This window comes from Haloglomus salinum (assembly GCF_024298825.1).
Taxonomy (GTDB): Archaea; Halobacteriota; Halobacteria; order Halobacteriales; family Haloarculaceae; genus Haloglomus; species Haloglomus salinum.
In genome coordinates this window covers 1,957,578-1,983,395 of sequence record NZ_CP101153.1, presented here as the reverse complement: position 1 = coordinate 1,983,395, position 25,818 = coordinate 1,957,578, and the positions used below count along the sequence as shown (strand labels likewise).

23 protein-coding genes are annotated in these 25,818 nt (G+C 70.2%); 8 read left to right on the top strand and 15 right to left on the bottom strand.

The genetic code is table 11. The features are described 5' to 3' along the window. Positions 1-270: 270 nt before the first annotated feature. Both NL115_RS09525 and NL115_RS09520 read right to left on the bottom strand, forming a co-directional pair. Positions 271-1,365 carry an aminopeptidase gene (locus tag NL115_RS09525; protein ID WP_254832946.1) on the bottom strand — a complete coding sequence of 365 codons (1,095 nt, stop codon included), beginning with the start codon at positions 1,363-1,365 and terminating at the stop codon, positions 271-273. A gap of 183 nt (positions 1,366-1,548) precedes the next feature. Further along, positions 1,549-2,637 carry an aminopeptidase gene (locus NL115_RS09520; RefSeq protein WP_254824424.1) on the bottom strand — a complete coding sequence of 363 codons (1,089 nt, stop codon included), beginning with the start codon at positions 2,635-2,637 and terminating at the stop codon, positions 1,549-1,551. 108 nt (positions 2,638-2,745) lie between these two features. Between NL115_RS09520 and NL115_RS09515 the strand changes: the two genes are divergently transcribed. Beyond that, positions 2,746-3,783 (top strand): threonine aldolase family protein, encoded by a 1,038-nt coding sequence (locus tag NL115_RS09515; RefSeq protein WP_254832945.1) that lies wholly within the window; start codon positions 2,746-2,748, stop codon positions 3,781-3,783. A gap of 855 nt (positions 3,784-4,638) precedes the next feature. On the opposite strand, the gene NL115_RS09510 is transcribed toward NL115_RS09515, so the two are convergent. The 4 genes from NL115_RS09510 to NL115_RS09495 all read right to left on the bottom strand — a co-directional run bounded on the left by NL115_RS09510 (position 4,639) and on the right by NL115_RS09495 (position 10,120). Then, entirely contained in the window at positions 4,639-5,715 is a 1,077-nt protein-coding gene (locus NL115_RS09510) for a guanosine monophosphate reductase (protein WP_254832944.1), read from the bottom strand. 60 nt (positions 5,716-5,775) lie between these two features. Beyond that, entirely contained in the window at positions 5,776-8,277 is a 2,502-nt protein-coding gene (ppk1, locus tag NL115_RS09505) for a polyphosphate kinase 1 (protein WP_254833081.1), read from the bottom strand. 228 nt (positions 8,278-8,505) lie between these two features. After that, entirely contained in the window at positions 8,506-8,913 is a 408-nt protein-coding gene (locus NL115_RS09500) for a hypothetical protein (protein WP_254832943.1), read from the bottom strand. 58 nt (positions 8,914-8,971) lie between these two features. Continuing rightward, on the bottom strand, positions 8,972-10,120 hold the full coding sequence (locus NL115_RS09495) for an acyl-CoA dehydrogenase family protein (RefSeq protein ID WP_254832942.1): 1,149 nt from the start codon (positions 10,118-10,120) through the stop codon (positions 8,972-8,974). 99 nt (positions 10,121-10,219) lie between these two features. Here NL115_RS09495 and NL115_RS09490 point away from each other — a divergent pair, with 99 nt between their 5' ends. The 4 genes from NL115_RS09490 (at position 10,220) to NL115_RS09475 (ending at position 14,509) form a co-directional block, all read left to right on the top strand. Beyond that, entirely contained in the window at positions 10,220-10,954 is a 735-nt protein-coding gene (locus NL115_RS09490; protein WP_254832941.1) for a YqjF family protein, read from the top strand. A gap of 51 nt (positions 10,955-11,005) precedes the next feature. Next, a complete protein-coding gene (locus NL115_RS09485; protein WP_254832940.1) occupies positions 11,006-11,455 on the top strand; it encodes a TIGR00725 family protein in 450 nt (149 codons plus the stop codon). Between the two features lie 145 nt (positions 11,456-11,600). Then, the gene (locus tag NL115_RS09480; RefSeq protein ID WP_254832939.1) at positions 11,601-13,556 is read left to right on the top strand and encodes an ABC transporter ATP-binding protein; all 1,956 of its coding nucleotides are present in this window, start codon (positions 11,601-11,603) and stop codon (positions 13,554-13,556) included. A gap of 131 nt (positions 13,557-13,687) precedes the next feature. After that, positions 13,688-14,509, top strand: coding sequence for a DUF7551 domain-containing protein (locus NL115_RS09475; RefSeq protein WP_254832938.1), 822 nt, complete (start codon positions 13,688-13,690; stop codon positions 14,507-14,509). Positions 14,510-14,608: 99 nt separating this feature from the next. Here the strand turns inward: NL115_RS09475 and NL115_RS09470 are convergent, their stop codons facing one another. Both NL115_RS09470 and NL115_RS09465 read right to left on the bottom strand, forming a co-directional pair. Next, a complete protein-coding gene (locus NL115_RS09470; protein ID WP_434084013.1) occupies positions 14,609-15,475 on the bottom strand; it encodes an ABC transporter ATP-binding protein in 867 nt (288 codons plus the stop codon). Beyond that, on the bottom strand, positions 15,475-16,614 hold the full coding sequence (locus tag NL115_RS09465) for a FecCD family ABC transporter permease (RefSeq protein ID WP_254832937.1): 1,140 nt from the start codon (positions 16,612-16,614) through the stop codon (positions 15,475-15,477). The genes NL115_RS09470 and NL115_RS09465 overlap by 1 nt, the downstream gene beginning before the upstream one ends. Before the next feature lie 308 nt (positions 16,615-16,922). Here NL115_RS09465 and NL115_RS09460 point away from each other — a divergent pair, with 308 nt between their 5' ends. Continuing rightward, positions 16,923-17,348, top strand: coding sequence for a metal-dependent transcriptional regulator (locus NL115_RS09460; protein ID WP_254832936.1), 426 nt, complete (start codon positions 16,923-16,925; stop codon positions 17,346-17,348). Between the two features lie 196 nt (positions 17,349-17,544). On the opposite strand, the gene NL115_RS09455 is transcribed toward NL115_RS09460, so the two are convergent. The 6 genes from NL115_RS09455 to NL115_RS09430 all read right to left on the bottom strand — a co-directional run bounded on the left by NL115_RS09455 (position 17,545) and on the right by NL115_RS09430 (position 21,890). Then, positions 17,545-17,778: a hypothetical protein gene (locus NL115_RS09455; RefSeq protein WP_254832935.1), complete on the bottom strand. Its 234-nt coding sequence runs from the start codon at positions 17,776-17,778 to the stop codon at positions 17,545-17,547. Beyond that, on the bottom strand, positions 17,775-18,251 hold the full coding sequence (locus NL115_RS09450; RefSeq protein ID WP_254832934.1) for a DUF7552 domain-containing protein: 477 nt from the start codon (positions 18,249-18,251) through the stop codon (positions 17,775-17,777). Before NL115_RS09450 ends, NL115_RS09455 begins: the two co-directional genes overlap by 4 nt. Before the next feature lies 1 nt (position 18,252). Further along, entirely contained in the window at positions 18,253-19,395 is a 1,143-nt protein-coding gene (locus NL115_RS09445) for an ABC transporter substrate-binding protein (protein WP_254832933.1), read from the bottom strand. A gap of 114 nt (positions 19,396-19,509) precedes the next feature. Next, positions 19,510-20,418: an FAD-dependent oxidoreductase gene (locus NL115_RS09440; RefSeq protein ID WP_254832932.1), complete on the bottom strand. Its 909-nt coding sequence runs from the start codon at positions 20,416-20,418 to the stop codon at positions 19,510-19,512. Further along, positions 20,415-21,575, bottom strand: coding sequence for an ABC transporter substrate-binding protein (locus tag NL115_RS09435; RefSeq protein ID WP_254832931.1), 1,161 nt, complete (start codon positions 21,573-21,575; stop codon positions 20,415-20,417). The genes NL115_RS09440 and NL115_RS09435 overlap by 4 nt, the downstream gene beginning before the upstream one ends. A gap of 51 nt (positions 21,576-21,626) precedes the next feature. Next, on the bottom strand, positions 21,627-21,890 hold the full coding sequence (locus NL115_RS09430; RefSeq protein ID WP_254832930.1) for a hypothetical protein: 264 nt from the start codon (positions 21,888-21,890) through the stop codon (positions 21,627-21,629). 88 nt (positions 21,891-21,978) lie between these two features. Between NL115_RS09430 and recJ the strand changes: the two genes are divergently transcribed. Continuing rightward, positions 21,979-23,472 carry a RecJ family nuclease gene (gene recJ, locus NL115_RS09425; RefSeq protein WP_254832929.1) on the top strand — a complete coding sequence of 498 codons (1,494 nt, stop codon included), beginning with the start codon at positions 21,979-21,981 and terminating at the stop codon, positions 23,470-23,472. Between the two features lie 45 nt (positions 23,473-23,517). Beyond that, positions 23,518-24,618, top strand: coding sequence for a DHH family phosphoesterase (locus NL115_RS09420; protein ID WP_254832928.1), 1,101 nt, complete (start codon positions 23,518-23,520; stop codon positions 24,616-24,618). Positions 24,619-24,751: 133 nt separating this feature from the next. On the opposite strand, the gene NL115_RS09415 is transcribed toward NL115_RS09420, so the two are convergent. Then, positions 24,752-25,762, bottom strand: a complete 1,011-nt coding sequence (locus NL115_RS09415) for a TIGR03617 family F420-dependent LLM class oxidoreductase (protein WP_254832927.1) — start codon at positions 25,760-25,762, stop codon at positions 24,752-24,754. Positions 25,763-25,818: the final 56 nt, after the last annotated feature.

Genomic DNA, 25,818 nt, shown 5'->3' with positions numbered 1-25,818 from the left:
GCCATGTGCGCCCGTCCGGCCCGCCGGCGCCCTGTCACGCCGGCACCGAAGTCCATGTGGCTGGCGCCCACCGCGCCAGCACGCCGCTGTCCACTCGCCGGCGTTCTCCGCCGGCACTGTCTCTCGACTCCGAGCACCGCGACCAGCGTGGGAAGCCGGTTCCGTCGTCCGCGAGTCACCGGTAGGGCACGGGAACACGGGCAGACACGTGCGACCCGTTCATCCAGGCCTCCATGATTCCCCGAACGCCTCCGCTTCGTCCGGCGTCGCTCAGTCCTCGAACCCCGGCTCGAACACGAACGTCCCGTCCTCCTGGACCACCTCGCCGTCGAACTCGATGCGCGAGTCCTCGCTCATGTCCACGATCATGTCCTCGTGGACGGTGGACTCGTTGCACTCGTTGTCCTCGCCGACGGTCTCCTCGTACGCGCGGCCGATGGCCATGTGGACAGTGTCACCCATCTTCTCGTCGAACAGCATGTTCGAGGTGAACCGGTCGATGTCGCGGTTCATCCCGATGCCGAGCTCGCCCAGCCGGCTCGACCCCTCGTCGGTCTCCAGCAGGCTCGTCAGCAGGGCCTCATTCTTCGTCGCCTCGTGCTCGACCACCTCGCCACCCTCGAAGACGAGCCGCACGTCCAGCACCTCGCGGCCCTGGATGAGGACCGGCTTGTCGAACAGAACCTCGCCCTCGACGCTGTCGACGACGGGCGCCGTGAACACCTCGCCGCCGGGCATGTTGTTGTCGTCGGCGTCGTTCTTCGCGTGGTTGCCGGCGACGGACATCCGGACGTCGGTGGTGTCCCCCGAGACGATACGGACCTCCTCGGCAGGGTCGAGCAACTCGACGAGCTGTGCCTGATGCTCGCGGACCGCGTTCCAGTCCTTGTTGACGGCGTTCCAGACGAACTCCTCGTACGCCTCGGTCGACATCTCGGCCTTCTGTGCGTACCCCGACGAGGGCCACTGCGTGAGGACCCACCGCGAGTCGAGCAACGCCTCCTGAACGGCCTGGTTGGCCTTGCTGCTCGTCGCGTTCTTCTCGGGCGGCACGTCGGACGTCTCGTTGAGGTTCCGCTCGCCACGGATCTGGACGACTGCGTCGGCGGCCTCGTACTTCGAGCGTGCCATCTCGTTCTCCTGCGAGAGGGTCTCCTCGTCGGCGGCGAGCTTGTGTGCTCGCCGGGTCCGAGCAGTCCCGAGCGAGGTGCTGACGACGCCACCGCGCTCGCCGACCAGTTCGGCGACCGCGACCACGAGGTCCTCGGCGGCCGGGTGGGCCACGATGGCGACCTGATCGCCGGCCTCGACCTCGGCGCAGTCGTCGACGAGTATCTCCGCGTGTTCCCTGATTCGGGAGTCCATACGGCCGGCTTCGGCGTCCGGCGCGAAAAACGTGCCCGAAGCGGCCCCCGGATTCCGCCTCGAACCCGTCCTCGCGGGTCCGCCGCTCGGACTCCTGGGCTTCGCTCACTGCGGCCTTCAGTGCTCGCGGGTCGCCTCCGCACCCCGCTCGCTACTGCGGTTCCTCGCTCCGCTCGGAACCGCTCACTCCTCGAAGACGAACGTCCCGTCCTCCTGCACGACCTCGCCGTCGACCTCGATACGCGAGTCCTCGCTCATGTCCACGATCATGTCGACGTGCTGGGCGCTCTGGTTCTGCTCGTTGCCCTCGCCGACGTTGGCCTCGTAGGCGCGGCCGACGGCCATGTGGACGGTGTCGCCCATCTTCTCGTCGAACAGCATGTTGTACGTGAACCGGTCGATGTCGCGGTTCATCCCGATGCCGAGTTCCCCGAGCCGGCGCGCGCCGGGGTCAGTATCGAGGATGGAGCCGAGGAACGACTCGTTCTTCTCGGCGCTGTAGTCGACGACCTCGCCGTCCTCGAAGACGAGGCGGGCCCCGGTGACCTCCTTGCCGCGGCGGTAGACGGGCTTGTCGAAGAGAACCTCGCCCTCGACGCTGTCGGGGATGGGGGCGGTGAACACCTCGCCGCCGGGGAGGTTGTTGGAGTTGGTATCGTTGATGGTGATGTTGCCCGCGATGGACATGGTCACGTCCGTCGTGTCGCCGGAGACGATGCGGACCTCCTCGCCAGCGTCGAGGATCTCGACCATCTGCTCCTGGAACTCGCGCTGGGCGTCCCAGTCCTTGTTGATGGCGTCGTAGACGAAGTTCTGGTAGGCCTCCGTGGACATCTCGGCCAGCTGGGCGTTCGCCGGGGTGGGGTGCTGGGTGAGCGTCCAGCGGTCGGTGAGCCGCTCGTTGAGGATGGGGCTGTGGGCGGACTCGTAGTCAGCGTTGAGGTCGTCGTCCACGTCCACCATCTCCGTGACGTTGCCGTGGGCCCGGATGACGACGTGGCAGTCGGCCGCCTCGACGAGCGCCTGCTCGTGGGGCGGCGTCTCGAACGCCATCCCGGACTCCTCGGCGGCACGGAGGTAGTTTCGGATGGCGCGGCCGCTCCGGTTGGTGGTGATGTGGAGCGGGTGTGCGCCACGGTCGCCGGCGACCTCGTAGAGGGCCACGACGAGGTCCTCGGCGGCGGGCTCGGACTTGATGACGAGGTTGTCGCCCTCGGAGAGGTCGATGGCGTCGGCGAGCACCTGCGCGTGCTCTCGGATTCGCGGGTCCATGCGCCCGGATTCGGCGGGGGCCGGCATACCGTTTCCGCCACGTGGCGGCCGTGCGAACTCCTCGCCGCCGTCGCCGCTGATATGCCGTTCGACCCGAAACAGGGGCCCATGCCCACCGCCGACACCGACCACGACGACCCCATCGACTGCCGCTCCGATACGGTCACGCGCCCGAGTGACGCGATGCGCGAGGCCGCCCACGACGCCGACGTGGGCGACGATGTCTACCGCGAGGACCCCACCGTCAACGAACTCGAAGCTCGTGCCGCCGACCTCGTGGGGATGGCGGCCGCCCTCTACGTCCCGACGGGGACGATGGGCAACCAGGTCGCCGCCCGCACCCACACCGAGCAGGGGCAGGAGGCCCTCGTCGAGCGCGACAGCCACGTCTACCGGTGGGAACTCGGCGGCCTCGCCCAGCACTCGGGCCTGCAGGTCCGCACCGTCGACGGCGGCGACCGCGGCGTCGTCACGCCCGAGGCGGTCCACGCGGGCCACGTCGCGGCCGACGGCCACCGGCCGGGGACGGGGCTGCTGTGCCTGGAGAACACGCACAACGCGAAGGGTGGCACCGCCATCGCCCCCGAGCGCATCGACGCCGCCGCCGATGCCGCGCACGAGTACGACGTGCCCGTCCACCTCGACGGCGCGCGCCTGTTCAACGCCGCCGCCGCGCTGGACGTGCCGGCCGCGCGCCTCACCCGCGAGGTGGACTCGGTGATGTTCTGCCTCTCGAAGGGGCTCGGCGCGCCCGTCGGCTCGATGCTCGCCGGCGACGCCGAGTTCGTGGAGCGAGCGCGCCGGCATCGCAAGCTGTTCGGCGGCGGGATGCGGCAGGCCGGCATCATCGCGGCGCCGGGCCTGCGGGCGCTGGAGAACCGCGACCGCCTCGCCGAGGACCACCGGAACGCCGAGCGCCTGGCGGACGGGCTGGACGAACTGGACGGACTCGCCGCGCACGACCCGGAGACGAACATCGTGCTGGTGGATACTGAGGACCCGGCGGAGGCGTTCCTGGAGCGGTGTGCGGAGGTGGGGGTGCTGGCGGTGCCGTTCGACGACCATCAGGTCCGGTTCTGTACGCATTTGGATGTGAGTCGTGCGGACGTGGAGGCGGTCGTCGAGCGGGTCTCGCAGGTTGTGTGAGGGGGAATATTTCGGCTGATGAGTGGCTTATTCCGACGCTTTCGTGATTCTCGGGGCGAGGACTCCGACGACGGGACTGCCTCCGAAGCCCTCGCGCTCTCGACCGGTTGCGACTCGCTGCGGTCCTCGCGCTCGCTTCGCTCGCGCTGTGGTCCTTGTGATCTGAAAATCGCCCCTGGCGATTTTCATCATCCCGGAGATCGAAGATTTCCGGAGACGTCGTCTCACCGGGTCGAGAGCGCTCGCCTTCCGGCAGAGCAAGCTCTGCCGACGCTCACGGCGGCGAAGCCGCCGTTCGCTCGGGGGAGCTTCGCTCCCCCGCTGTTCGCCTCACTGCGTTCGGCTCACCTTCGATTCCACCAGGACCGCGGATTCGTCAGTCAGTAGCCGTTGGCCTCATACCTCCCCAACCGCCTGCGATGCTCGGTCGCTTCGCTCCCTGCGCTTCTCGTCCCTCGCGCGCTGGGCGGCGGCTGGCCTGCGGCACAGCCGCCAGCGCGCGCCCGTTCGACTGACGGTGGTGCGCACCCGCCACAATCCACGGGCCGGGAGCGCGTGGTTCGCCCCTGCGGGCGAACCCGCGCGACCTGGGGAAGGGCAGGGCCGCCGCGCCCGTGCCACCTCCCGCGTCCCTGGCGGACTCGAAGGGCGAGCGCTCTCGTCGTCGCCCCGACGAAGCAAGCACCGCAGGGTGAGCGTAGCGAACCCGAGGAGCGCAGCGAGTCGCGGCGTCACGAGAGCGTGAGGGCTTCGTAGGTTCCGTTCCGGACGATTCCCACTATAACACGACTCGAATGTAGACTAAAAGACCACATAATATCACAATATGGGAAATGGATGGTTTATTGCGGTTGCTCAATCACTACCTGTCGGCCGCGTCTCGTCACGGACGAACGTGTGCGACCCGCCGCGTGCCTTCGCTGCCTCGGTGACGCGGACGAACTCCACGCCCTCGCGGGCCTCGTCCAGCGTGTAGCCGCCCGCGTAGCTCACCCCCGAGCGGATACCCGCGAGGAACTCGGGGACGACGCTCGACAGCGACCCCTGGTAGGGGACCAGTCCGGCGACGCCCTCGTCGGCTTCCGGCGCGGACTCCGCGGCGGCCTTGTCCGAGCGCGCCTCGTTCGCGGAGGTCGAGGCCATCCCGTGCGAGCGCTTGTAGCGGCTCCCGGCGTGTTCGACGAGTTCGCCGGGCGCCTCGTCGGTGCCCGCGAAGAACCCGCCCATCATCACGGTGTCCGCGCCCCCGAGCAGGGCCGTCACGGCGTCGCCCGACCCCGAGATGCCGCCGTCGGCGATGGTGCGGACGCCGTACTCCTCGGCGGCGCGGGCACAGTCGCGGACGGCCGTGAACTGCGGGACGCCGGCGCCGGCCACCTCGCGCGTGGTGCAGTGGGACCCGGGACCGATACCGACCTTGATACAGTCCGCGCCGGCTGCGGCCAGGTCCGCGACACCGGCTTCGGTGGCGACGTTGCCCGCGACGAGCGGCACGTCGAACTCGTCGGCGACGTGCTCGACCACGTCGAGGGCGGCCTCCATGTGGCCGTGAGCTACGTCGACCATCAGACACGCCGCGCCGGCCTCGAGGACGCGCTCGGCGCGGTCGCGGTACGCCTCGTCGATGCCGAGTGCGGCGCCGACGCGGGCGCCCTGCGCGACCGTCTCCTCGATGGCAGCGACCTGGTGCTCGACGGTCTGGAAGCGGTGGATGGTGCCGAACCCGCCCAGTTCGTGGAGCGCGACCGCGAGCTCCGGTCCCGTCACGGTGTCCATCGGCGCGCTCAGGATGGGTGCCTCCAGCGCGATGTCGTCGGTCAGGTGTGTGGCGAGCGAGACGTCGCTCCGGGAGTCCACGGGGGACCGTGCCGGGACGACCAGCACGTCGTCGTAGGAGAGCCCCGTGCGGATGGCGGGGTCGTCTGCTGACATGTTCGAACCCTAGGTGGGCACGGCGGCGAGGCGTTTAGGCGTTCGGTTCCGGGCCCGGACTCACGCCCCCCCGGCGTAGAACCGCGCGACGGCGTTCGCGGCGCCCTCGACCGTTCGGAAGTAGCGGCGGTCGCCATCGGGTGTCCGGACCGCGTACTCGTACCGGCCGCTGTCGGGGACGTACCAGTGGTCGCGGTTGGCCGCCAGCACCGCCGGGAGGTCGGCCGCCGCGTCCTCGGTGGCCGCGGGTGACGGCACTACCACGTCGCTCCCGTCCGCGACGGCGGCCCCGTTCCCGTCCGGCGACGCCGGCAGCCCGCTCTCGTCTGCCTCGTCGCCACTCGGGTCGTCGACGGATTCGACGAGCAGGTCGCCGGTGACGTGCTCGTGCTCCGGAACGATGCCCGTGTGGACATCGTCGCGCCGGGTCGCCTCACGGGCGCACGCCATCAGGATCTCCTGGGTGTTCACCTCCGGCTCGTCGCCCGGGCGCTGCTGGACGTACGAGCCGTCCGGGTGCATCGTCCAGCGCTTGCGGTTGTCCGAGAGGTTGAGGTGGAGGTTGAAGCGGAGCTGCTCGCGGATGGCCGGGTCCTCGACGGGTGTGACGGCCTCGACACGACTATCCAGGTTCCGGGTCATCCAGTCGGCGCTCCCGGTGTACCACTCGGGGTCGCCACCGTTCTCGAAGTAGAATATCCGCGAGTGCTCGAGGAACCGGCCGACGATGCTGTGGACCCGGATGGTCTCGCTGACGCCCTCGATACCCGGCCGGAGCCGGCAGATGTCGCGGACGACGAGGTCGATATCGACGCCGGCCTGCGACGCCTCGTACAGCTCTCGGACGATATCGGGGTCCTCCAGCCCGTTCACCTTGACCACGATGCGGGCGGGCCGGCCCGCACGGGCGTGCTCGGCCTCGCGGCGGATGGAGCGCGTGAACTCCCGGCGCATCGTGACCGGTGCGATGAGCAGCTTCCGGAACTCCTCGTCCAGCGACGGGCCAGTGAAGAAGTTGAACACCTTCACCAGGTCGCGGCCGATGTCACGGTCCGCCGTCAGGAGGCCCAGGTCGACGTACCCCTTGGCCGTCTCGGAGTGGTAGTTGCCGGTGCCGATATGGGAGTAGAGCCGGACCCCCTCGGCGTCGGCGGTGTTGGCGTCCCCCTCGCCGTGGTTCGACTCGTCGCGGACGACGAGCGCGGTCTTCGTGTGGGTCTTCAGCCCGATGGTACCGTAGGCGACGTGGATGCCCTCCTCCTCCAGCGTTCGGACCCAGTCGAGGTTGTTCTCCTCGTCGAAGCGGGCCTTCAACTCGACCATCACTGCGACCTGTTTGCCGTTGTCGGCGGCGTCGATGAGGCTCTGGATGACCCGCGAATCGCTCGCCGTCCGGTAGATGGCGGCCTTGATGGCCAGCACATCCGGGTCCTCGGCGGCCTCCTCGAGGAACCGCTGGAACGTCTCCTCGAAGGAGTGGTACGGGTGGTGCAACAGCACGTCGTCGCGCGCGACCTCACCGAAGACGGAGGGGCGCTCGTCCCCGCTGGCCCCGGGGACGGCCGCGTTCCCGGCGCCGCGCTCGAGTCGCGGGTGGGGCATCGGCGACCAGTCGGGCAGTTGCAGGTCCGGGCGGTCGAGGTCCGTCAGCTCCAGCAGCGGCCGGTAGTCGAGGATGCCCTCGCGCCGGAACACCTCGTGCTCGTCGAGGTCGAGTTGCTCGGTGAGGATGTCGACGACGATGTCGGGCGCGTCGGCCTCGATCTCCATCCGCACCGCGGTCGCGAACCGACGCTGTTCGAGCACCTCCTGGATCATGTCGATGAGGTCCTCGGCGACCTCCTCGTTGCGCCGGACCTCCGCGTTCCGGGTGAGCCGGAACAGCGACGTGTCCACGATGTCCACGTTCGGCAGCAGCAGGTCCAGGTTCTCGCGGACGACCTCCTCCAGCAGGACGTACTCGGCGTCACCGACCTCGACGAGTCGGGGGCGGTTCTGCGGAATCTTGATGCGCGTGAACGTCGGCTCGTCCTCGTCGTCACGGCGCGTGACGACGGCCAGCGACAGCGACCGGTTCGAGATGAAGGGGAACGGGTGCGCCGGGTCGAACGCCAGTGGCGTCAGCGTCGGCAGCACGGACGCCTCGAAGTACGCCCGCAGGTCCTCGCGCTGGGTGGCCGATAGCTCGTCGTACGCGTGGAGGTGGATGCCGGCGTCGGCGAGCGCCGGCTGGACCTCGTCGGTGAAACACTCCGTCTGGGCCTCGAGCATCGGCCCCAGTGCGTCCAGCACCGCCTCCCACTGCTCGCGGGGCGTGCGGCCGTCGACCGTTCGCTCGGTGACGCCAACGTCAATCTGCTGTTTCAGCCCACCGACCCGCTTCATGACGAACTCGTCGATGTTCTTGGTGAACAGGCCGAGGAAGCGGACCCGCTCCAGCAGCGGGTTCCGCTCGTCCAGTGCCTCCTGCAGGACGCGCCGCTGGAAGGCGAGTTCCGACAGCTCCCGGTTCAGGTAGTACGTCGGGTCCGAGAGGTCGGGCTCGCCATCGGGGTCGGGCAACGGCTCGGCGGCGACCCGCTCGACGACCGGGTCGTCGGTCACAGGGGAACCACCCCATCACCGGATGGGGACGAACGACACCGATACGTTTGGCTTAGGCCCACATATTCGCGAATATCCCGCGATAACTAATCGCTTTCCGTCTAAATTCCCGAGTAATAACGATATATATGCCACCCTATTGAGAAAACAGGCGACTATTGTGAGCAACGTGTTCCCCGTCGGGGGCTACCCCAGCAGCCGCCGCACGCGGGCGAGCAGGCCGCCCCCGCCACGCCCCTCGGCGAGGCCGAGTTCCGCGGCGATGGCGTCCAGTTCGTTGTTGTCGAAGCGGCCGTCGGCGCGGGACTCCACCAGCCAGTCGCGCCACTCCTCGTCGGTCAGCACCCCGCGGGCGTCGTCCCACTGCTCGACCAGCGACTCGCGGTCCGGGAAGGGCACGTCCATGTCGCCGCCGCCCCAGTAGAGGGGAACGAGATAGAACTGGACCTCGTCGGGCCCCGGGCCGGGTCCCTCGACGCGGGCGTTGGTCCCCGGGCGGTCCTCGGCCGGGACGAACCGGTAGGGGTAGCCCTCGTAGCAGAAGACGTCCTCGGGCGTGACCGTCTCGCCGGTCGGGAGTTCGAGCGTGTTCATACGCGCAGGTACGTGCTGCGGCCGGAAAGCCGGACCGGCCCCGGTGGCGGTGTCCGTCTCACCCCAGCGACGGCAGCCCGCTGCCGTCGAACACCTCGTCGGCGATGTTCTCGCGCATGATCTCGTCCGTGCCGGCGGCGATGCGGCGCCCGCGCGCCAGTCGGTGGAGGAACTCCAGTGGGTGGCCCTGCTGGTAGCCCGTCGCGCCGAACACCTGCAGGCAGTCGCTGACGACCGACTCGGCGGTCTCGGAGGCGTGGAACTTCGCGAGGCTGGCGCGCAGGCGCTCCGGGTGCGCGGGCGTGTCGCTCCCGCCACGCGTGTTCGTGGCCGCGTCGTGGGTGAGCGCTCGGGCGGCGGTGTACTCCTTCACGGCGTCGGCCACCTCCCAGCGCAACCCCTGGAACTCGCCGATGGGCTGGCCGAACTGCTCACGGTCGCCGGCGTAGTCGATGGCATGCTCCAGCGCACAGCGCGCCATGGAGGTGGCGTAGGCGGCGCTCCCGACCCGCTCCCAGTTGAGCGCCTTCAGCTGCTCCTTGAGCGCCCGTTTCCCGCGGACGAGGACCTGCTCCTCGGGGATCGCAACGTCCTCGAAGAACAGGTGGCTCTGGGTGTGGCCCGCCATGTTGGTGTAGTGCTCGTGGACGTCGACGCCGGGCGCGTCGAGGTCGACGAGGACGGTTCCGAGGTTGCCGTCCGGGAAGCGCGCCCAGACGACGACGGCGTCGCTGGCGGGGACGTAGGAGAGCCAGATCTTCTCGCCCGAGAGCCGGAGGCCGTCGTCGGTCTCCTCGACGGTGGTCTCCATCGCGCCGGCGTCGCTGCCGGCGCCGGGTTCGCTGATGCCGATGGCGATGGCGGACTCGCCCGCGCAGACCGGCGGGAGGTATTCCTCTTTGAGGGTCTCGCTGCCGAACATCTCGATGGCGCGGGGCGCGACCATCGTCTGCCCGTAGAGGGCGTTCGCGGTCTCCGGGCAGACCGCGCCCACGGTCTCGATGGCCAGCACCGCGGCGAACTCCGAGAGGCCGCCGCCGCCCCACTCCTCGCCGAGGTTGACCGCCCAGAGGTCGTGTTCCGCGAGGGTCCGGACGTTCTCCCAGGGGAACCCGTCGTGCGAGAACGCGTCGGCGACGAACTCCTCGCGTGCGATGTCGTCCAGCACGTCCACCAGCATCCGCTGCTCGTCGGTGAGCGTGACCATGACTCACGGGCGGGTGGCGTCGGGAAGTAGGTTCCCCCGACAAAAGGGGCCGGGTGGCCCGGCCCGAAACGGCAAGACCCCCCGCCCGCAAGGGGGCGTATGCGCATGGACACCGCCCTGACCACCACCGGCCGGGCGGTGCTGTTCGTCCACTGGCGGGTCGACGCCGACCAGCTCCGGCCGCACCTCCCCGATGGCCTCGAACTCGACACGTACGACGGATCGGCGTGGGCAAGCATCCTCGCGTTCGAGGTGACCGAGGCGCGGCCGAAGGCGCTGCCCGCGGGGCTGTGGCCCTCGAAGGCGTTCGGCCAGGTCAACCTCCGGACGTACGTCCGGCACGGCGACCAGCCCGGGGTCTACTTCCTCTCGGTCGACGCCGGCACCCGGGTCGGGGCGGCGGCACTCCACAGCGCGATGGGGATACCCTGCTACGTCGCGTCGACGACCGTCGACATCCGGCGGGGGAGCGAGGCGGTCGAGTCGGTCTCCCTCCGGAGCCGCCGGTCGCAGGCCGGCCAGCCGGCCGCGGCGTTCGCCACCGACTACGCACCGGACGGGGCGGCCGAACCGGTCGAACCGGGGTCGCTCGCCGAGTTCTGTATCGAGCGCCGGGGCTGGTTCACCGACGCCGGTCAGCCCTCGCCGTACCTCGCTCGGGCCGGGCCGGGTGTCCGCGTCGGCGAAATCGACCGTGACCCGTGGCAGGTCGCACCCGCGACGGCCGACGTGACGACGAACTCGCTGGGGCGCCCGCTCGGTCTCGACCTCTCGGGTGAGCCACACCTCCACTACAGCCCCGGCTTCCAGTCAGTCGTGACGACGCGCCGGTAGGACGGTACCGCCGTTCGGGAGGTTTTCGCCGACGGGGGGAGAGCCCCGGATATGCGCGTGAGCGTCATCGGCGGCGGTCGAGTGGACGAGGCGACCTACGAGCGGGCCCGCACGGTCGGTCGGATCTGCGGCGAGCGCGGCCACACGGTCGTCTGCGGTGGATACGGCGGCGTGATGGAGGCTGCCTGTCGTGGTGCGAGCGAGGCCGGCGGCCACACCGTCGGCATCCTCAAGGGGACCGACCCGTCCGCGGCGAACGACTACGTGGACACGCCCATCGTGACGGGGATGGGCAACGGCCGGAACGTGCTGGTCGTGCTCAACGGCGACGGCGTCGTCGCCGTCAACGGCGCGACCGGGACACTCTCGGAGCTGGCGCTGGCGCTCGACGACGGCAAACCCGTGGCGGGACTGGACACGCACGACCTGTCCGCGTTCGACGGCTTCGAGGCGGTCGACGCGCCCGAGGCGGCCGTCGAGAGCGTCGAGCGGCGGTTGTGAGCGCGCGATGGGGTCGCGCCCGATGTCTATGCCACATAATTCGGTGACTGCGCGTGTCGTTCAGAAGTACCATCCATCACGGCGTTATGTCCGGACTCCTCCCGATGAGTAACCCCTATCCGCACGACTCCCCGACTCCGGGTGAATGAGCACGGGCGACGAGGGGAGCGTCTTCGACCGGTACCGCGCGGACGTGAAGCGACCGATGCGCCGGCTGTTCGGAACCTACGGCCGTGACCGGCGCGGCTGGTTCGTCGTCGGCGTCCTCGCCAACCTGGTCGCGCAGTTCGCCTCGCTCGTCCCGCCGGTCGTCCTGGGGGCGGCCATCGACGGCGTGTTCGGGGTCGGGCAGTTCAGCCTCCCGCTGGTCCCGGACGGGTGGCTCCCCCGAACGCAGGCCGCCGCCTTCGAGTTCTCGCTGGTCGCCATCGCCGGCGCGTTCGTCCTGACGGCGCTCGCGACCTGGGTGTACGGCGTCGCCGCCAACGAGTTCGCCCACGGCGTGATGCACGAGGTCCGGGTGGACTGCTTCGAGAAACTGTCGGGGCTGGACATGAGTTTCTTCGACGACAAGCAGACCGGCGAGGTGCTCTCGATTCTCTCTTCGGACACGGAGAACCTGGAGCTGTTCCTCGACGACGCGCTCGTGAGCAGCGTCCGCCTCGGTACGCTGCTGCTGGGCATCGCGGTCGTCCTGTTCCTCGAACAGCCGTCCCTCGCAGTCGTCACTCTCGTCGCCGTGCCGGCCATGGTCCTGTTCACGGGCTGGTTCATGCGCGCCGCGGAGCCCCGGTACGCCGCGCGGCGCTCCAGCGTCGCCAACCTGAACACGCGCATCGAGAACGCCGTCGCGGGCGTCGAGTTGACGAAGGCGACCGCCAGCGAGCCGTACGAGACCGACCGCGTACGGGGGGCCAGCCGCCGCCTGTTCGACGACACGATGCACATGCTCCGGCTGTCGTACTTCTACCGGCCGGGGATGGAACTGCTCGCCGGCCTGTCGTTCGCGCTCACGTTCGGCGTCGGGGGGTACTGGCTCCTCGTCGGGCCGCCGGTCGCGGGCGCCGGCCGGCTGGAGATCGGGACGTTCGTGACCTTCCTGCTGTTGACCCAGCGGTTCGTCTCGCCGCTCGCGGAGGTCTCCGACATCGTCGACCGCTACGAGAACGCGAAGGTCTCCAGCGAGCGCGTCTTCGGCCTGATGGACATCCCGCTGACCGTCACCGACGCCGCGGACGCCGTCGAACTCGGCGACGTCGAAGGGCACGTCGAGTACGACGACGTGACGTTCGCGTACCCGGAGGGGCCGAGCGACGCGGATGCGGCCGACGCCGAGCACGCGGGCCGGGACGCCACCACCGACGGCGGGGCCGACGAGGGACCGGTCATCGAGGACGTGTCGTTCGTCGCGGAGCCGGGCGAGACGGTCGCGCTCGTCGGGCCCACGGGCGCCGGGAAGTCGACGCTCGCGAAACTGCTGCTCCGGCTGTACGACACCACCGAGGGCGCGGTGCGCGTCGACGGGCGCGACGTGCGCGAGGTGACCCGCGACAGCCTCCGGGACGCGGTTGGCTACGTCGGGCAGGACGCCGTCCTCTTCGACGGCGCCATCGCCGAGAACGTCCGGTACGGCCGGTTCGACGCGAGCGACGAGGCGGTCCGCGAGGCCTGCCGCGCGGCCGAGGCCCACGACTTCATCACGGACCTGCCCGCGGGCTACGACACGCGGGTCGGCGAGCGCGGCGTGAAACTGTCGGGCGGCCAGCGTCAGCGTATCGCCATCGCTCGTGCGATGCTGCGCGACCCGGCTATCCTCATCCTCGACGAGGCAACCTCCGCCGTCGACACCGCGACCGAGGCGCGCATCCAGCGCTCGCTCGACCGCCTCTCCGAGGACCGGACGACGCTCGCCATCGCCCATCGTCTCTCCACCGTCACGGACGCCGACACCATCCTCGTCGTGGAGGCCGGCCGCGTCGTCGAGCGCGGTACGCACGACGACCTGAAGGACGACGGCGGCCTCTACGCGGCGCTCTGGGCCGCGCAGGCCGGCGAGGGCGTCGTCGACGAGCTGGTCGATCGGGCCGACGCCGACGGCTGACGCGCGCGACTGACGTGGACGACCGACGCGGCGCTCGCGCCGCCCGCTTCCCGTCCCGCTCCGGTACGTTCAAGTTGTTTTAGGCACGCCGAAAAATATGGTGAACGGCGCCGAGTGGCGGGAGGTGACCGATGGTCGGTCGTGACCTGCACGAACTGCGCGAGCGCATCGAGGCGCTCGCGGCCCCCGACGGCCGGTTCGAGGTGGTGTGTGCCCGGACCGGCGAGCAGCCGTTCCCCGTCGCCGACCGGCGGTTCCCGGACCGGGAGGCTGCCGCCGAGGCTGCCGGGCTGGCCGGACGCTATCGCGCGGCACTCCGGCGCTACGACGAGCGGCTCCCGCCGCTCGATCTGGTCGCCTGCGAGGCGCTGCCCGACGACCCGCCGCGCCCACGCGCGACGGCGATGGTGGAGTTCTGCCACGACCTCGCCGGGGCGACCTTCGAGGCGCTCTCCGCACAGGGGTTCGACGCCGTCGAGCGGACCGTGATGGACCGCTACCTCGACGCCGCGGAGACGGTCGGTCGGGACGAACTCTGCTGCTCGCTGCTGCGCACCGCGGCCGCCGAGCTGGCCGAGCAGCTCTCCCCGACCGAGCAGGCGCTCGTCCTCTCGGACGCCGCCGGACGGCTCTCGACCCCGGCGACGGTCGCACCCGACCCCGTCGACGGAGTGCTCTTGCGGCTCCGCACGCTCCGGCTGCTGGAGGGGTTCGAGACCCACGACCACCTCGACGGCGGCCGCCACGCGACGGTGGTACTCGACGGCTACGCCCTCACGGCGGACGGGCGTGGCCCGGACGGCTGCCCCACGCTGCCGCTGTCGCTTGGCCTCCTGCGGGCCGGCACGCGCCCGGCGGTCACCCGCGCGACCCGCGAGGGTGACCGCTGGGAACTCGGGCTGGCGCTCGACGCCGCGTACCCGGAGGGGCTCTGCCGGGCGCCCGTGGGCTGAGCGACGGGGGCGACGGGTGGGGGTGTGTGGGAGACGAGCTGCTGGAACACCACCGCGAGCGCCCGGTGCAACGGGCGACAGGACGGGGCCGAGAGCGGGTTACTCCAGCGGCCGTCGAGGGACGATTTCGGGACCGTCCAGCCCCTCGCGCACGGTCGCGTCCACCCCGAACACGTCCGCGAGCAGTTCCTCGGTCACCACCTCGGCCGGCGGCCCCCAGTCGTACGGTTCGCCGTCCTGCATGGCGATGAGGTTGTCCGCGTAGCGGGCGGCCTGCGAGATGTCGTGGAGGACGACGCCGACGGTGATGTCGCGGTCCGCGTTCAGCGTCCGGACGGTCTCCAGCACGTTGAGCTGGTGGCGCAGGTCGAGGAACGTCGTCGGCTCGTCGAGCAGCAGGACATCCGTCTCCTGCGCGAGGCTCATCGCGACCCACGCCAGTTGCTTCTGTCCCCCGGAGAGGTCCGTGAGCGGCCGGTCGCGGAGATGCTCGACGCCCGTGAGGTCGATGGCGCGGTCGACGGCCGACCGGTCGGCGTCCTCGAGGCCGTCGAGGAACCCCCGGTAGGGGTAGCGCCCGTGCTGGACGAGCTTCTCGACGGTGAGCGACCCCGGTTCCTCGCGCTCCTGGGAGAGCAGGCCGACCTTGCGGGCGCGGACCTTGTCGCCCATCGCGTACACGTCCTCGCCGTCGAGTTCGACGCCCCCCGCCCACGGTTCGAGCTGGCCGGCCAGTGCCTTCAGCAGGGTCGACTTGCCGCTCCCGTTCGGCCCGACGAGGGCGGTCACCTCGCCGGCCGGGATGACGACGCGCTCGCACTCGACGATGGGCTCCTCGGTCGCGGGGTAGCCGATTGCGAGGTCGCGGCCGACGAGTTCGCTGGCGTCGGTCGCTTCGGTCGTCGCCGTCATCGTGGCCTGGCTGTCGTCCGATTCGACCGGTTTCGTAGCGCCTGTCCCGTCCATCAGAGGTCACCCAGGTTCTGCTTGCGCCGCATCAGGTAGAGGAAGTACGGGCCGCCGACGAGGCCGGTGACGATACCGACCGGGAGCTGGATGGGCGCGCCCGTGGCGAACTGGAAGGTCAGCCGCGCACCCAGGTCCGCCGCCACGAGGAGGGCGGGCCCGACGAACGCACAGCCCACCATCAGCCGGCGGTAGTCGCTCCCGACGACTGTCCGAACCATGTGGGGGACGATGAGGCCGACGAAGCCGACGATACCCGCCACCGCCACGGACGCGGCGGCGGCGAGGATGGCCAGCCCCGAGAGGAGGAAGCGCGCCCGCTCGACGCGCATCCCGAGCGCGCTCGCGGTCGACTCCCCGAGGAGGAGGACGTTCAGGTAGCGCGCACCCAGCACGGCCGCGGGCAGCACGAGCAGCGTCGGTGGGAGAATCATCCGCACCTGCTCCCAGTCGACCCCCGTCAGCGAGCCCGTGGTCCAGGCGATGGCCGCCTGCACGGTCCCGAGGTCCGAGGCGAAGAAGAACAGCGCCGTCTGCATCGAGTTGAGGACGGTGCCGACGATGACGCCCGCGAGGACGAGGCGGACCGGGGAGGTGCCGCCCTGCCACGCGATGGCGTAGACGACGAGGAAGGCGACGGTGCCGCCGAGCGCGGCCGTCACGGGCAGGAGCGCGGCGAAGTTGGCGAAGACGACCAGCGTCAGGAGGACGGCGAAGCCGGCCCCCGAGGAGACGCCGAGGATGAACGGGCTCGCGAGTTCGTTGCGCGTGACCGCCTGGAACACCGCGCCCGACAGCGCGAGGTTCATCCCGACGAGCGCGCCGACGAGGACGCGGGGCAGCCGTACGTTCCAGACGATGAGCGTCGTCGTCGGCAGGTCGAACTCGGTGCGGAAGCCGAGCGCGCTCGCCAGGCCGTCCCCGAGGACGAACGACGCCAGCACGTTCGGCCGGAGCCACACCAGCGGGTCGAACACGGCGGCGACGACCTGCCAGAACGTCATGTCGTAGGCGCCGAAGCGCACCTGCACCAGGCCCGCGAGGACGGTGATGGCGAGGCCCGCCGCGCAGGTCACCGCGAGCGAGCTGTCGAGCCAGCCGACCTCACGGCCCAGCACCTCGCGTGTCTCAGTCGCCATCCCGGTCCTCCGTGAGCATCTCGTTACGGTTTAGGGTGGCCTAAGCATTGATGAGGGTTGCGGTTCGGCACCCTCGTGGGGGCGACGGACGGGTCGCCGGTCCGGTGACCACCTGGCGGCCCGGCGGTCGCGAGGAACCCCACGACAGCACGATGGTCGCCCGCCGACAGCGCGAGGGCCGCGACAGACCCGAACCGTTTTGTATTTTTAGGTTAACCTAAACACATGGCGAGTGCGGGAGCCAATGGACGCAGCCGGCCACGGGGTCGCGGACCGAACAGGCAGACTCCCCCCGGGAGGGCACACGGATGAGCGGACGTGACGAATACGTGCTGGCGCTCTACATCGTCGAACACCAGCACGACCCGCCGGTCTCGCCGGGTCGGGTCGCCGAGCGGCTCGGTCGGTCGCCGGCGACGGCCTCGGAGATGTTCCGCAAGCTCGGCGAGGACGGGCTGGTCGACTACGAGCCCTACGAGGGCGTCGCGCTCACCGACGCGGGTCGGGCACGGGCGGAGGAACTCCACGAGACGTACGTCCTGCTCTCGTGGTTCTTCCGGAGCGTGCTCGACCTCGACGACCACGAGGGGAAGGCGATGGAGATGGCCGCGGTGATGGACCACGAGGTCGCGGCACAGCTGGTCGGGACACTGCCGTACGACGCCGACGTGCCGCCGGAGGTGGATGTCCCCAATCCGGAGCCCGATGACGGCGGCGACGCCCCCGCGCGATAGGACAGCATCCGCTCATTCGACGTGAGAACCGTTATTAATCCACTCATTCCGATATTACGCATTTATATCCAAGGCAGACACACAAACCCATAGATTGCCCACTAACCGTGCAGTCCCAGGTCAGTCTCTGTTCGGGTCGCCACGCTTCCCGGGTACCCCCTCGTTCGCTGCATCGGGGCCGCTCGACATCGTAGCGCTATCGCCGGACCTTGACGGGGTCGTCCGCGGCGATGAAGACGCCGTCGCCGTCCGCGACACCGAGCGCCATCCCACCACGAGCCTCCTTGTAGACGGTCCACTCCGGCAGCGGCGGGATACCGTAGTCCGCGGGGTCGTGGAAGTTCGCGGCGATAGCCCACTCCCGAGTGCGCATCGCGCCCGGTTCATCATCGATGGCGGTCGCGGTGGCCTCGCCGGAGCCGTCGCTCATCGCTCGCCCTCCATCGTCCGGAGCTGGCGTTCCACGACCTCGTCGTCGAGTAGCGCGTCGGGCCCCACGAGGTCGACGACCGGCGCGTTCTCGACGCGGAGCCACTCGTCGCGCCCCTCACCCGCCAGCGTCACGGTCCGGCGGGTCCGGGGCAGGCCGTTGGCTCGCCGGCCGTCCGTCGTCTCGCGGACGCTGGCGAACCCGAGCGAGGACTCCGTCTCCTCGCAGACGACGAGGTCGTACGACTCGCATCCGGGGTCGAGGGCACGGAGCGTCTCGCGGTAGGCGACCGCCGCGTCACGGGCGCGCTCCGCGGCCTCGAACGACGGGAATCGGGTCCCCCAGACCGGCGGGGGCCGGACGCCTGTCTCCGCGCAGGCCACCGCGAACTCCCCGTCCGGGTCGGCGAGCGCCTCGACCCGCTCGCGGGCCCGCTGGAGGGGCGACGCGGGTTCGGTCGTGCCCTGCGCCATCTCAGAGCTCACCGTTCACGATGTCCGCCACGCGCTGTCGGTCGAACAGCTGCTCGCCGCCGAACTCGTCGGGGGAGACCCCCTGTGCGGCCCGCTCCAGCTGGAACAGGTGGATGATGGGCCCCTGGTAGGTCATCCCGCCGTAGACGACGCGGTCGTTCTGCACGGCGCTCAGCTCGCTCGCCACGTCGTGGTCCGCCAGGTGCGAGACGATGCGCTCCTCGAACGCCTCGTCCGTGATTTCGCCCTGGAGCCGGACCGCGAGCACGTCGGGGTCGATGTCGAGCAGCGTCTCGAAGTCGACCGTTCCGCCGCCGGCCTGCGCGTCCGTGACGCCGGCCTTCCCCAGCGCGTCCCCGACGCCGAGGTCACGCCACTGCTTCGACTGCGTCCCCTCACCGATGAGATACGGGTAGAACGCCTCCGGCGGCGCGCCCGCCGGGAACAGGACGGCCACGTCCGGTCGCTCCTCGGGGAGCCGGGACTCGACGTCGGCGACCACCTCGTCGTGGTAACTCGCGAACGCCTCGTACCGCTCGCGCTCCTGGAACACGTCCGCCAGCTTCCCGAACGCCTCGTACAGGTCGTAGTGGCGGTAGTCGTGCCAGTCGTACACCCGCGAGAAGATCGTGTTCCCGAAGAAGGGTGCGACGTTCTCGCCCAGCTCCTCGACATCCCCCTCGCTGAGCCCGAGCCGGTTCACCACGAAGTTCGGGTCGATGACGTGGAGGTCGGCGCCGATATCGTAGAGCCGCTCCTTGTCGACGCCCTCGTTGTAGAGCTGCTCGATGGCTCCGGTGTCGACAGAGACGCCGGGCAGCTCGTCGTAGTGGTGGGACGCGTAGCGGGCCTTGATGCCGACTGCCGCGAGGCCGTCGGCCTGTCCGAGCGCGACACCCATGTCCGCCCAGTCGCCGGTGAACGGGACCCACGTCTCGGGCACGTCGTCGAACTCGACCTCGCCGACGGGCGCCATCGAGACGGTGTACGAGGTGTCGGTCGGGGTCGGGTTCCCGCCGCCGCCGTCCCCGCTGGTCAGGTCGCCCGTGCAGCCAGCCAGCAGGCCCGTTCCTGCCGCTGCGCCACCGCACTTCACGATATCTCGTCGCGTCGGTGCCCCGTGGTGTGTCGAAACGCCGACCATGTTTTTAGGCTGGCCTAAAACAATATAGTTGCTGCGGTTGCGGCCCCCCGGGCCACGATTCCCGGGAGCCCGCTCCGTCCGTGAACCAGCCGCCGCGGCGCCTCGCTGCACTCCTCACTCGCTCACGTACTCACGGATTCGCTCGTCGTCGATGGCGTCGAGCACCCGCTCGGCCCCGATGCCCTCGATCAGTTCCCGGCGGCCACGCTCCGCTCGCGCTGCCGCCGCCTCGTCGGAGAGCGCGGTCCCGAAGGCCCCGTCGATGTAGCGCTCCCGGAGTTCGACGAGGCGGTCCTCGTCGAGGTCGTAATCGTCCGGGAGTTCGTTCTCGAACCACTCGCGCCAGCGGTCGCGCTCGGCCCACTCGCCGGAGAACTCCGACTCCGAGCGGAGCCAGTCGAAGTGGGACGCGAGGTCGCCCGCGTAGCCCTCGTCGCGGCGCACGTCCTCGACGAGGCTCCGGGCGACGTGGGCGCCGTTGCCCGCCGCGATGATGGCCTGCTCGCTCCGGCCGCTGGGTGAGGCCACGTACAGCCCCTCGACCGGCGTGCGACCGTCCGCATCCGGGTAGTCGGGAGCGAACCGCTCCTCCTCGCCGTGGTGCTCCTGCAGTTCGAACATCGCGTCCTCCCCGAGCGGTCGGAGATAGGAGCCGTCGTACCACGCCGCCGCGAGGACGTACTCCGTCGTGACTTCGCCCCCGGTGTCCGTCTCGACGACGAACCCTGGTTCCTCGTCCCGGCGCTCGACCGCCGTCACCTGCTCCTCGCGGCGGTCGGCCCCCGCCTCCGCGACGTGGGCGTGCAGCAGGTCCTGGAACGTCTCGACGTCGATACCGGCCGGGAAGCCGGGATAGTTCGACAGGTACGCACACCGGGGCAGAGCCGCGGGGCCGCGGTCGAAGACGACCGTATCGAGGCCGTACCGGGCAGTGAACACCGCCGCCGAACAGCCGGTCGGGCCTCCGCCGACGACCACGACATCGTGGTCGGGCGCCCGTTGCTCCGCGCCAGCGGTGGTCATCCCGAGCGGTTCCCCGTCACGATCTCCGCGAGTTCGTCACGGTCGAACAGGTCCCCGGAGTAGCTGTCCGGGAACAACTCCAGCGCCAGCCGCTCGGTGACGAACAGGTGCTGGATGGGGCCGAGGTAGATTGGGCCACCCCGGAGGACGCGCCCCTCCTGCACGGCGGTCAGTTCGCTGGCGGTGTTGTGGTCCTGCATGAACGCGACCACGGTGTCCTCGAACTCCTGGCGGCTCTTGTCCTCGTGCCCACGGATGAAGATGGCGTCGGGGTCCACGTCCAGCATCGTCTCGTAGTCGATCTGGCCGCGGTCGTTCGTCGACAGCCCCTCGATGCCGGTTCCCGCCAGCCCGTCCGGGATGCCCAGGTCGCGGAACGGCTTCTTGTTGGTCCCCTTGTCCGTGAGGCGGTAGGGCGAGAACACCTCGGGCTCGTCAGAACCGGCGAAGCACAGCAGCCCGTTCGGGCGCGCGTCGGCGCTGGGCAGCGACGCCTGCAGGGTTGCGAGGAACTCGTCGTGGAACGACCGGAACGACTCGTAGCGCTCCTGCTCCTGGTGGACCGCGGCCATCTTGCCGAACGCCTCGTACATCGTGTAGAAGCGGTAGTCGTGCCACTTGTCGGTCCGGCGGAAGACCGTGTTGCCGAGGAACGGCGCCACGTTCTCGGACAGCTCCTCGATGTCCGCCTGCTCGAAGCCGAAGAAGCCGTTGTTGACCAGCCACTTCGGGTCGATCAGGTGGAGGTCGCTCTCCAGGTCGTAGAACAGCTCCTTGTCGATGCCGCTGTCGCCCACCAGCTCCGTCAGCGACGACTTGTCGATGGCGACGCCGTCGAGCTCGTCGTAGTGGTCGACGTGGTAGCGGCTCACGACGCCGATGGAGTTGATGCTGTCCGCGTGTCCCAGGGCGACGGCCATGTCCGCGTAGCCGGGGAAGTAGTGCGCCACCGACTCCGGCGGCGCGTCGAACTCGACCTCGCCGGTCGGCGCCATCGACACGGTGTAGCTTCCCTCGCCACCGCTGCCGCCGTCGCCACCGTCACCGCCGGACGCGAAGCCCCCGGTACAGCCCGCGAGCAACGCCGCACTGCCGAGTCCAGCGCTGGTCGTCAGCACGTCCCTGCGCGACACACCGCGGCCGCTGTCGTCTGCCATATGGTTTAGGCCACCCTAACTATTGAAAAGCCCATCGAAGTTTAGGCCGCCCTAACTGTCCCGGCAGTCGCCGGCCGAGCGGCCCACGTCGGTCCCCCAACGCATCGCCACCGCGACAGCCACCAGCACCGCGCCCACCAGTCGGACGCGGGTGTTCGTGCCGTCTCGGGGGATGAACGCGGCGTCCAGCGTCTCGGCGTACGCGGCTCGGACGACATCCACCGTCAGGTTCGGGGCGAGGAGGTGCGCGAGTCCGGCGAGGAGGAGTAGCCAGCCGCCGGTCCGCCGCTCCAGGGGAGAGACCTCGATGCGCATACCGACCACTCGACCGGCGAGAGCATAACTCCGCGTGCATCCGCAGCCGACCGCAGGTTTATCCGGGAACCCGACCCACCGTCGGGTAATGGCTGCCACCGTTGCCGCGCCGGACCCGGAGGACCTCCCGGTGCCGGAACTGGCCGAGGACGCCGTCCGCTGTGCCGAGCGGCTCGCCGAGGCCGACCGGGTCCTGCTGGCCTCGCACATCGACGCCGACGGGCTGACCAGCGCCGCCGTCGCCTCGACCGCGCTGGAGCGCGCGGGCATCCCGTACGAGGTCGTCTTCGAGAAACAGCTCGACGCCGAGTCCATCGCGGGCATCGCGGACCGCGACTACGAGACGGTGCTGTTCACGGACTTCGGCAGCGGCCAGCTCGATATCATCGCGGCCCACGAGCGTGAGGGTCACTTCGAGCCGGTCATCGCGGACCACCACCAGCCCGCGAAGGAGGAGGCCGCGGACGGCGGCGACTGCGAGACGGAGTTCCACCTGAACCCGCTGCTCCGGGGGTTGAACGGCGCCTCGGAGCTGTCTGGCGCGGGCGCGGCGTACGTGCTGGCCCGCGCGCTCGAACCCGTGGGAGCCGAGCGCGAGCACGGGCACGACGCCGACAACCGCGACCTCGCGGCGCTGGCCGTCGTCGGCGCGGTCGGAGACATGCAGGCCTCGGGGGGCGAACTGCACGGCGCCAACGCCGGCATCGTCGCCGAGGGCGTCGCCGCCGGGGTGCTGGAGGAGGCCCAGGACCTCGCGGTGTACGGCAAGCAGACCCGGCCCCTGCCGAAACTGCTGGAGTACGCCACCGACACGTTCGTCCCCGGCATCTCCAACGACGAGGCCGGCGCCATCGAGTTCCTCCGCTCGCTGGAGCTGGACCTGCAGGACGAGGACGGCGACTGGCGGACCTGGGTCGACCTCGCGCGCGAGGAGCAGAAGGCCATCACCTCCGGGCTCGTCGAACGGGCGGTCCGCTCCGGCGTGCCGGCACGGAAGGCCGAGAACCTCGTCGGGACGACCTACACGCTGCTCGACGAGCCGGTCGGGACCGAACTCCGCGACGCGAGCGAGTTCTCGACGCTGCTGAACGCGACCGCGCGCTACGAACGGGCCGACGTGGGGCTCGCGGTCTGCCGGGGCGACCGCGACGAGGGGCTCGCACGGGCCCGGACCCTCCTGCGGGACCACCGGCGCAACCTCTCGGAGGGGCTGAACTGGGTCAAGCGGACCGGCGTCACCCGCGAGGACAACCTCCAGTGGTTCGACGCCGGCGAGGAGATCCGCGAGACCATCGTCGGCATCATCGCCGGGATGGCCGTCGGGACGAGCGGTGTCGACCGGAACACCCCCATCGTCGCGTTCGCGCGGAAGAACGAGGACGAGACGAAGGTCTCCTCGCGCGGCACACCCGCGCTCGTGGGGCAGGGCCTCGACCTCTCGGTCGTGATGGGCGAGGCCTCGGCGGCCGTCGGGGGCGGGGGCGGCGGGCACGACGTGGCCGCGGGGGCCACCATCCCGGCGGGCGAGGAGCGCGCGTTCATCGAGGAAGCGGACCGCATCGTCGGCGACCAGCTGGGCTGACCGACCCACCCGCACATCCTTGGGCCGTGCCGCCCAAGAGCCGGTATGCAACAGCACGACGACGAGTCGACCGACGCCGACCCGCCGGACGACGACAGCGGCGGGACGGCGGCCGTGCAGCCGGGCGACCCGGAACCCTCCCGACCCCGAGAACTGCACGACCTGCTGGCCACCGAGGAGTCGCTCACCGTCGTCTGCCACGACAACCCGGACCCGGACTGCCTGGCGAGCGCGATGGCGCTCGCGGCGCTCGCCCGCGACGCCGGCATCGACGACGTGGTCATCTGCTACGATGGCAACATCTCCCACCAGCAGAACCGGGCGTTCGTCAACCTGCTCGAACTCGACCTCGAACCGTTCGACCCGGCACTGCTGGACGGCCGGTCGGTCGCGTTCGTCGACCACTCCGTCCCGGGGCAGAACAACGCCGTCCCCGAGGGGACACAGATAGACGTGGTCATCGACCACCACCCGGCAGAGGGCGTCGAGGCGCGGTTCGTCGACCGGCGGGAGGCGGCGGGGGCGACGGCGACCATCCTCACGGAGTACATCCACGCGCTGGGGGTCGACCTGGAGGGACGGCTCGCGACCGGGCTGCTGTTCGCGGTCCGACGGGAGACGCTCGGCTTCCTCCGGGGCGTGACCGCCGCCGAGCACGAGGCCGCCGCCGTACTCCACCCACACGCCGACGAGAAGACGCTCCGGCAGCTGGCGAGCCCGCCGGTCACCGGCTCGACGGCCGACGCTCTCGGCACCGCCATCGACAACCGCGAGGTCCGGGCCTCCACGCTCATCTCGCACGTCGGCCGGACGGACGAGCGGGACGCGCTCCCACAGTCGGCGGACTACCTCGTCGAACTCGAGGGCGTCGGAAGCGCGGTCGTCTTCGGCATCGTCGACGACTGCATCGAGCTGAGCGCCCGCACCACCGACTCCCGGGTCCACATCGGCGAGGTGCTGGATACGGCGTTCGCGGACGTCGGGAGCGCCGGCGGACACCGGGAGATGGCCGGCGGCAAGATACCACTGGGGCTGTTCGCCGACGCGGCGACGGACGAGCGACTGGTCGAGTTCGTCGATGGCATCGTCACCGGGCGGCTGGTCGAGGCGATGAACCTGCCCGAAGACGAGACCGAGGAGGAGTGAGTGGGGCCGAATGGAGCGGGCCCACGGTATCCGAACGGCGACCGACGGGAGCCGTGAGGAGTGACGGGCGCCGACCGCAGGGAGGCGCCCAGTAACCGAGCGGGGAGCGGGCCGTAAGACACCGACGGGGCTGTCACAGCGCCCCGACCACGTCCTCCCAGAACGGCTCGCTCGGATCGAACTCCAGCTGCACCCGGTCGGCGACGCCGCCGTACACGTCGCGGATCTCGTCGGCCAGCTCCGCGGGAGGCGCCTCGACGGCGAACGTCTCGACCATCTCGTCGGTCACCAGCTCGTACATCTCCCCCCACGCGTCCTCCTTCGAGAGCTCGTGCAGCTCCATCCCCACGTCCTCCCAGCCGTGGAGTTCCAGCACGTCGTGGTAGGTCCGCGTCGAGCCGTAGAAGGCGATGCGGCTCCGGACCTCCTCGCGGCGGGCCTCCCGGCGGCTCTCGTCGCCCGTGATGACGAACGGGCTGGCCGAGAGGGTCACCTCCTCGAACGGCCGGTCCATCTGCTCGGCACCGGCCCGCACGGTGGGTTCGATGACCTCCTCCGTGTACTCGGGCGTGTTGAACACGTGCATGCAGAGGCCGTCGGCGGTGCCGCCGGCCATCTTCAGGTTGTACTCGTTGACGCCGGCGACCCAGATGTCCGGCGGGCCCGAGTCGAGCGGCCCCGGGTTGAACGCCTCCGGCAGCAGCGAGAACTGGTAGAACTCCCCGTCGTACTCGAGTTCGTCGGCCTCGCCGTCGAACACGTCCCAGATGTGCTTGATGGACTCGACGACCTCGCGCAGGCGCGGGCCGGGGCGCTCCCACTCGAAGTCGACCGAGAACCGGCGCTCGTTGTGCCCTTTCACCTGCGTCCCGATGCCCAGTACGAAGCGCCCGTCGGAGTAGCGCTGGAGGTCCCAGCCCTGGAGCGCCAGCACCATCGGACTCTTGGTGAACGCGGTGGCGATGCGGGTCCCGAGTTCGATATCGGTCGTGTGCTCGGCGACGACCGGCAGCGGGAGGACGGGGTCGAAGTCCAGTTCCGGCGCCCAGATACCGTCGAAGCCGGCGGCCTCGGCCGCCTCGGCCAGGTCGGCGGTCTGCTCGTCCAGCCCCGGAACGCTCGCGTCGATGCGGAGGTCCGTCATGCGAACACGTGCCGGAGGGAGGGGAGTTAGGTGTTTGTGAGCCGGGAGCATCCAGC

Coding starts and splice junctions, on each gene's coding strand:
- NL115_RS09525 (WP_254832946.1), bottom strand. CDS start 1,365: ATGGACTCCCGAATCAGGGAACACGCGGAGATACTCGTCGACGACTGC.
- NL115_RS09520 (WP_254824424.1), bottom strand. CDS start 2,637: ATGGACCCGCGAATCCGAGAGCACGCGCAGGTGCTCGCCGACGCCATC.
- NL115_RS09515 (WP_254832945.1), top strand. CDS start 2,746: ATGCCCACCGCCGACACCGACCACGACGACCCCATCGACTGCCGCTCC.
- NL115_RS09510 (WP_254832944.1), bottom strand. CDS start 5,715: ATGTCAGCAGACGACCCCGCCATCCGCACGGGGCTCTCCTACGACGAC.
- NL115_RS09500 (WP_254832943.1), bottom strand. CDS start 8,913: ATGAACACGCTCGAACTCCCGACCGGCGAGACGGTCACGCCCGAGGAC.
- NL115_RS09495 (WP_254832942.1), bottom strand. CDS start 10,120: ATGGTCACGCTCACCGACGAGCAGCGGATGCTGGTGGACGTGCTGGAC.
- NL115_RS09490 (WP_254832941.1), top strand. CDS start 10,220: ATGCGCATGGACACCGCCCTGACCACCACCGGCCGGGCGGTGCTGTTC.
- NL115_RS09485 (WP_254832940.1), top strand. CDS start 11,006: ATGCGCGTGAGCGTCATCGGCGGCGGTCGAGTGGACGAGGCGACCTAC.
- NL115_RS09480 (WP_254832939.1), top strand. CDS start 11,601: ATGAGCACGGGCGACGAGGGGAGCGTCTTCGACCGGTACCGCGCGGAC.
- NL115_RS09475 (WP_254832938.1), top strand. CDS start 13,688: ATGGTCGGTCGTGACCTGCACGAACTGCGCGAGCGCATCGAGGCGCTC.
- NL115_RS09470 (WP_434084013.1), bottom strand. CDS start 15,475: ATGGACGGGACAGGCGCTACGAAACCGGTCGAATCGGACGACAGCCAG.
- NL115_RS09465 (WP_254832937.1), bottom strand. CDS start 16,614: ATGGCGACTGAGACACGCGAGGTGCTGGGCCGTGAGGTCGGCTGGCTC.
- NL115_RS09460 (WP_254832936.1), top strand. CDS start 16,923: ATGAGCGGACGTGACGAATACGTGCTGGCGCTCTACATCGTCGAACAC.
- NL115_RS09455 (WP_254832935.1), bottom strand. CDS start 17,778: ATGAGCGACGGCTCCGGCGAGGCCACCGCGACCGCCATCGATGATGAA.
- NL115_RS09450 (WP_254832934.1), bottom strand. CDS start 18,251: ATGGCGCAGGGCACGACCGAACCCGCGTCGCCCCTCCAGCGGGCCCGC.
- NL115_RS09445 (WP_254832933.1), bottom strand. CDS start 19,395: ATGGTCGGCGTTTCGACACACCACGGGGCACCGACGCGACGAGATATC.
- NL115_RS09440 (WP_254832932.1), bottom strand. CDS start 20,418: ATGACCACCGCTGGCGCGGAGCAACGGGCGCCCGACCACGATGTCGTG.
- NL115_RS09435 (WP_254832931.1), bottom strand. CDS start 21,575: ATGGCAGACGACAGCGGCCGCGGTGTGTCGCGCAGGGACGTGCTGACG.
- NL115_RS09430 (WP_254832930.1), bottom strand. CDS start 21,890: ATGCGCATCGAGGTCTCTCCCCTGGAGCGGCGGACCGGCGGCTGGCTA.
- recJ (WP_254832929.1), top strand. CDS start 21,979: ATGGCTGCCACCGTTGCCGCGCCGGACCCGGAGGACCTCCCGGTGCCG.
- NL115_RS09420 (WP_254832928.1), top strand. CDS start 23,518: ATGCAACAGCACGACGACGAGTCGACCGACGCCGACCCGCCGGACGAC.
- NL115_RS09415 (WP_254832927.1), bottom strand. CDS start 25,762: ATGACGGACCTCCGCATCGACGCGAGCGTTCCGGGGCTGGACGAGCAG.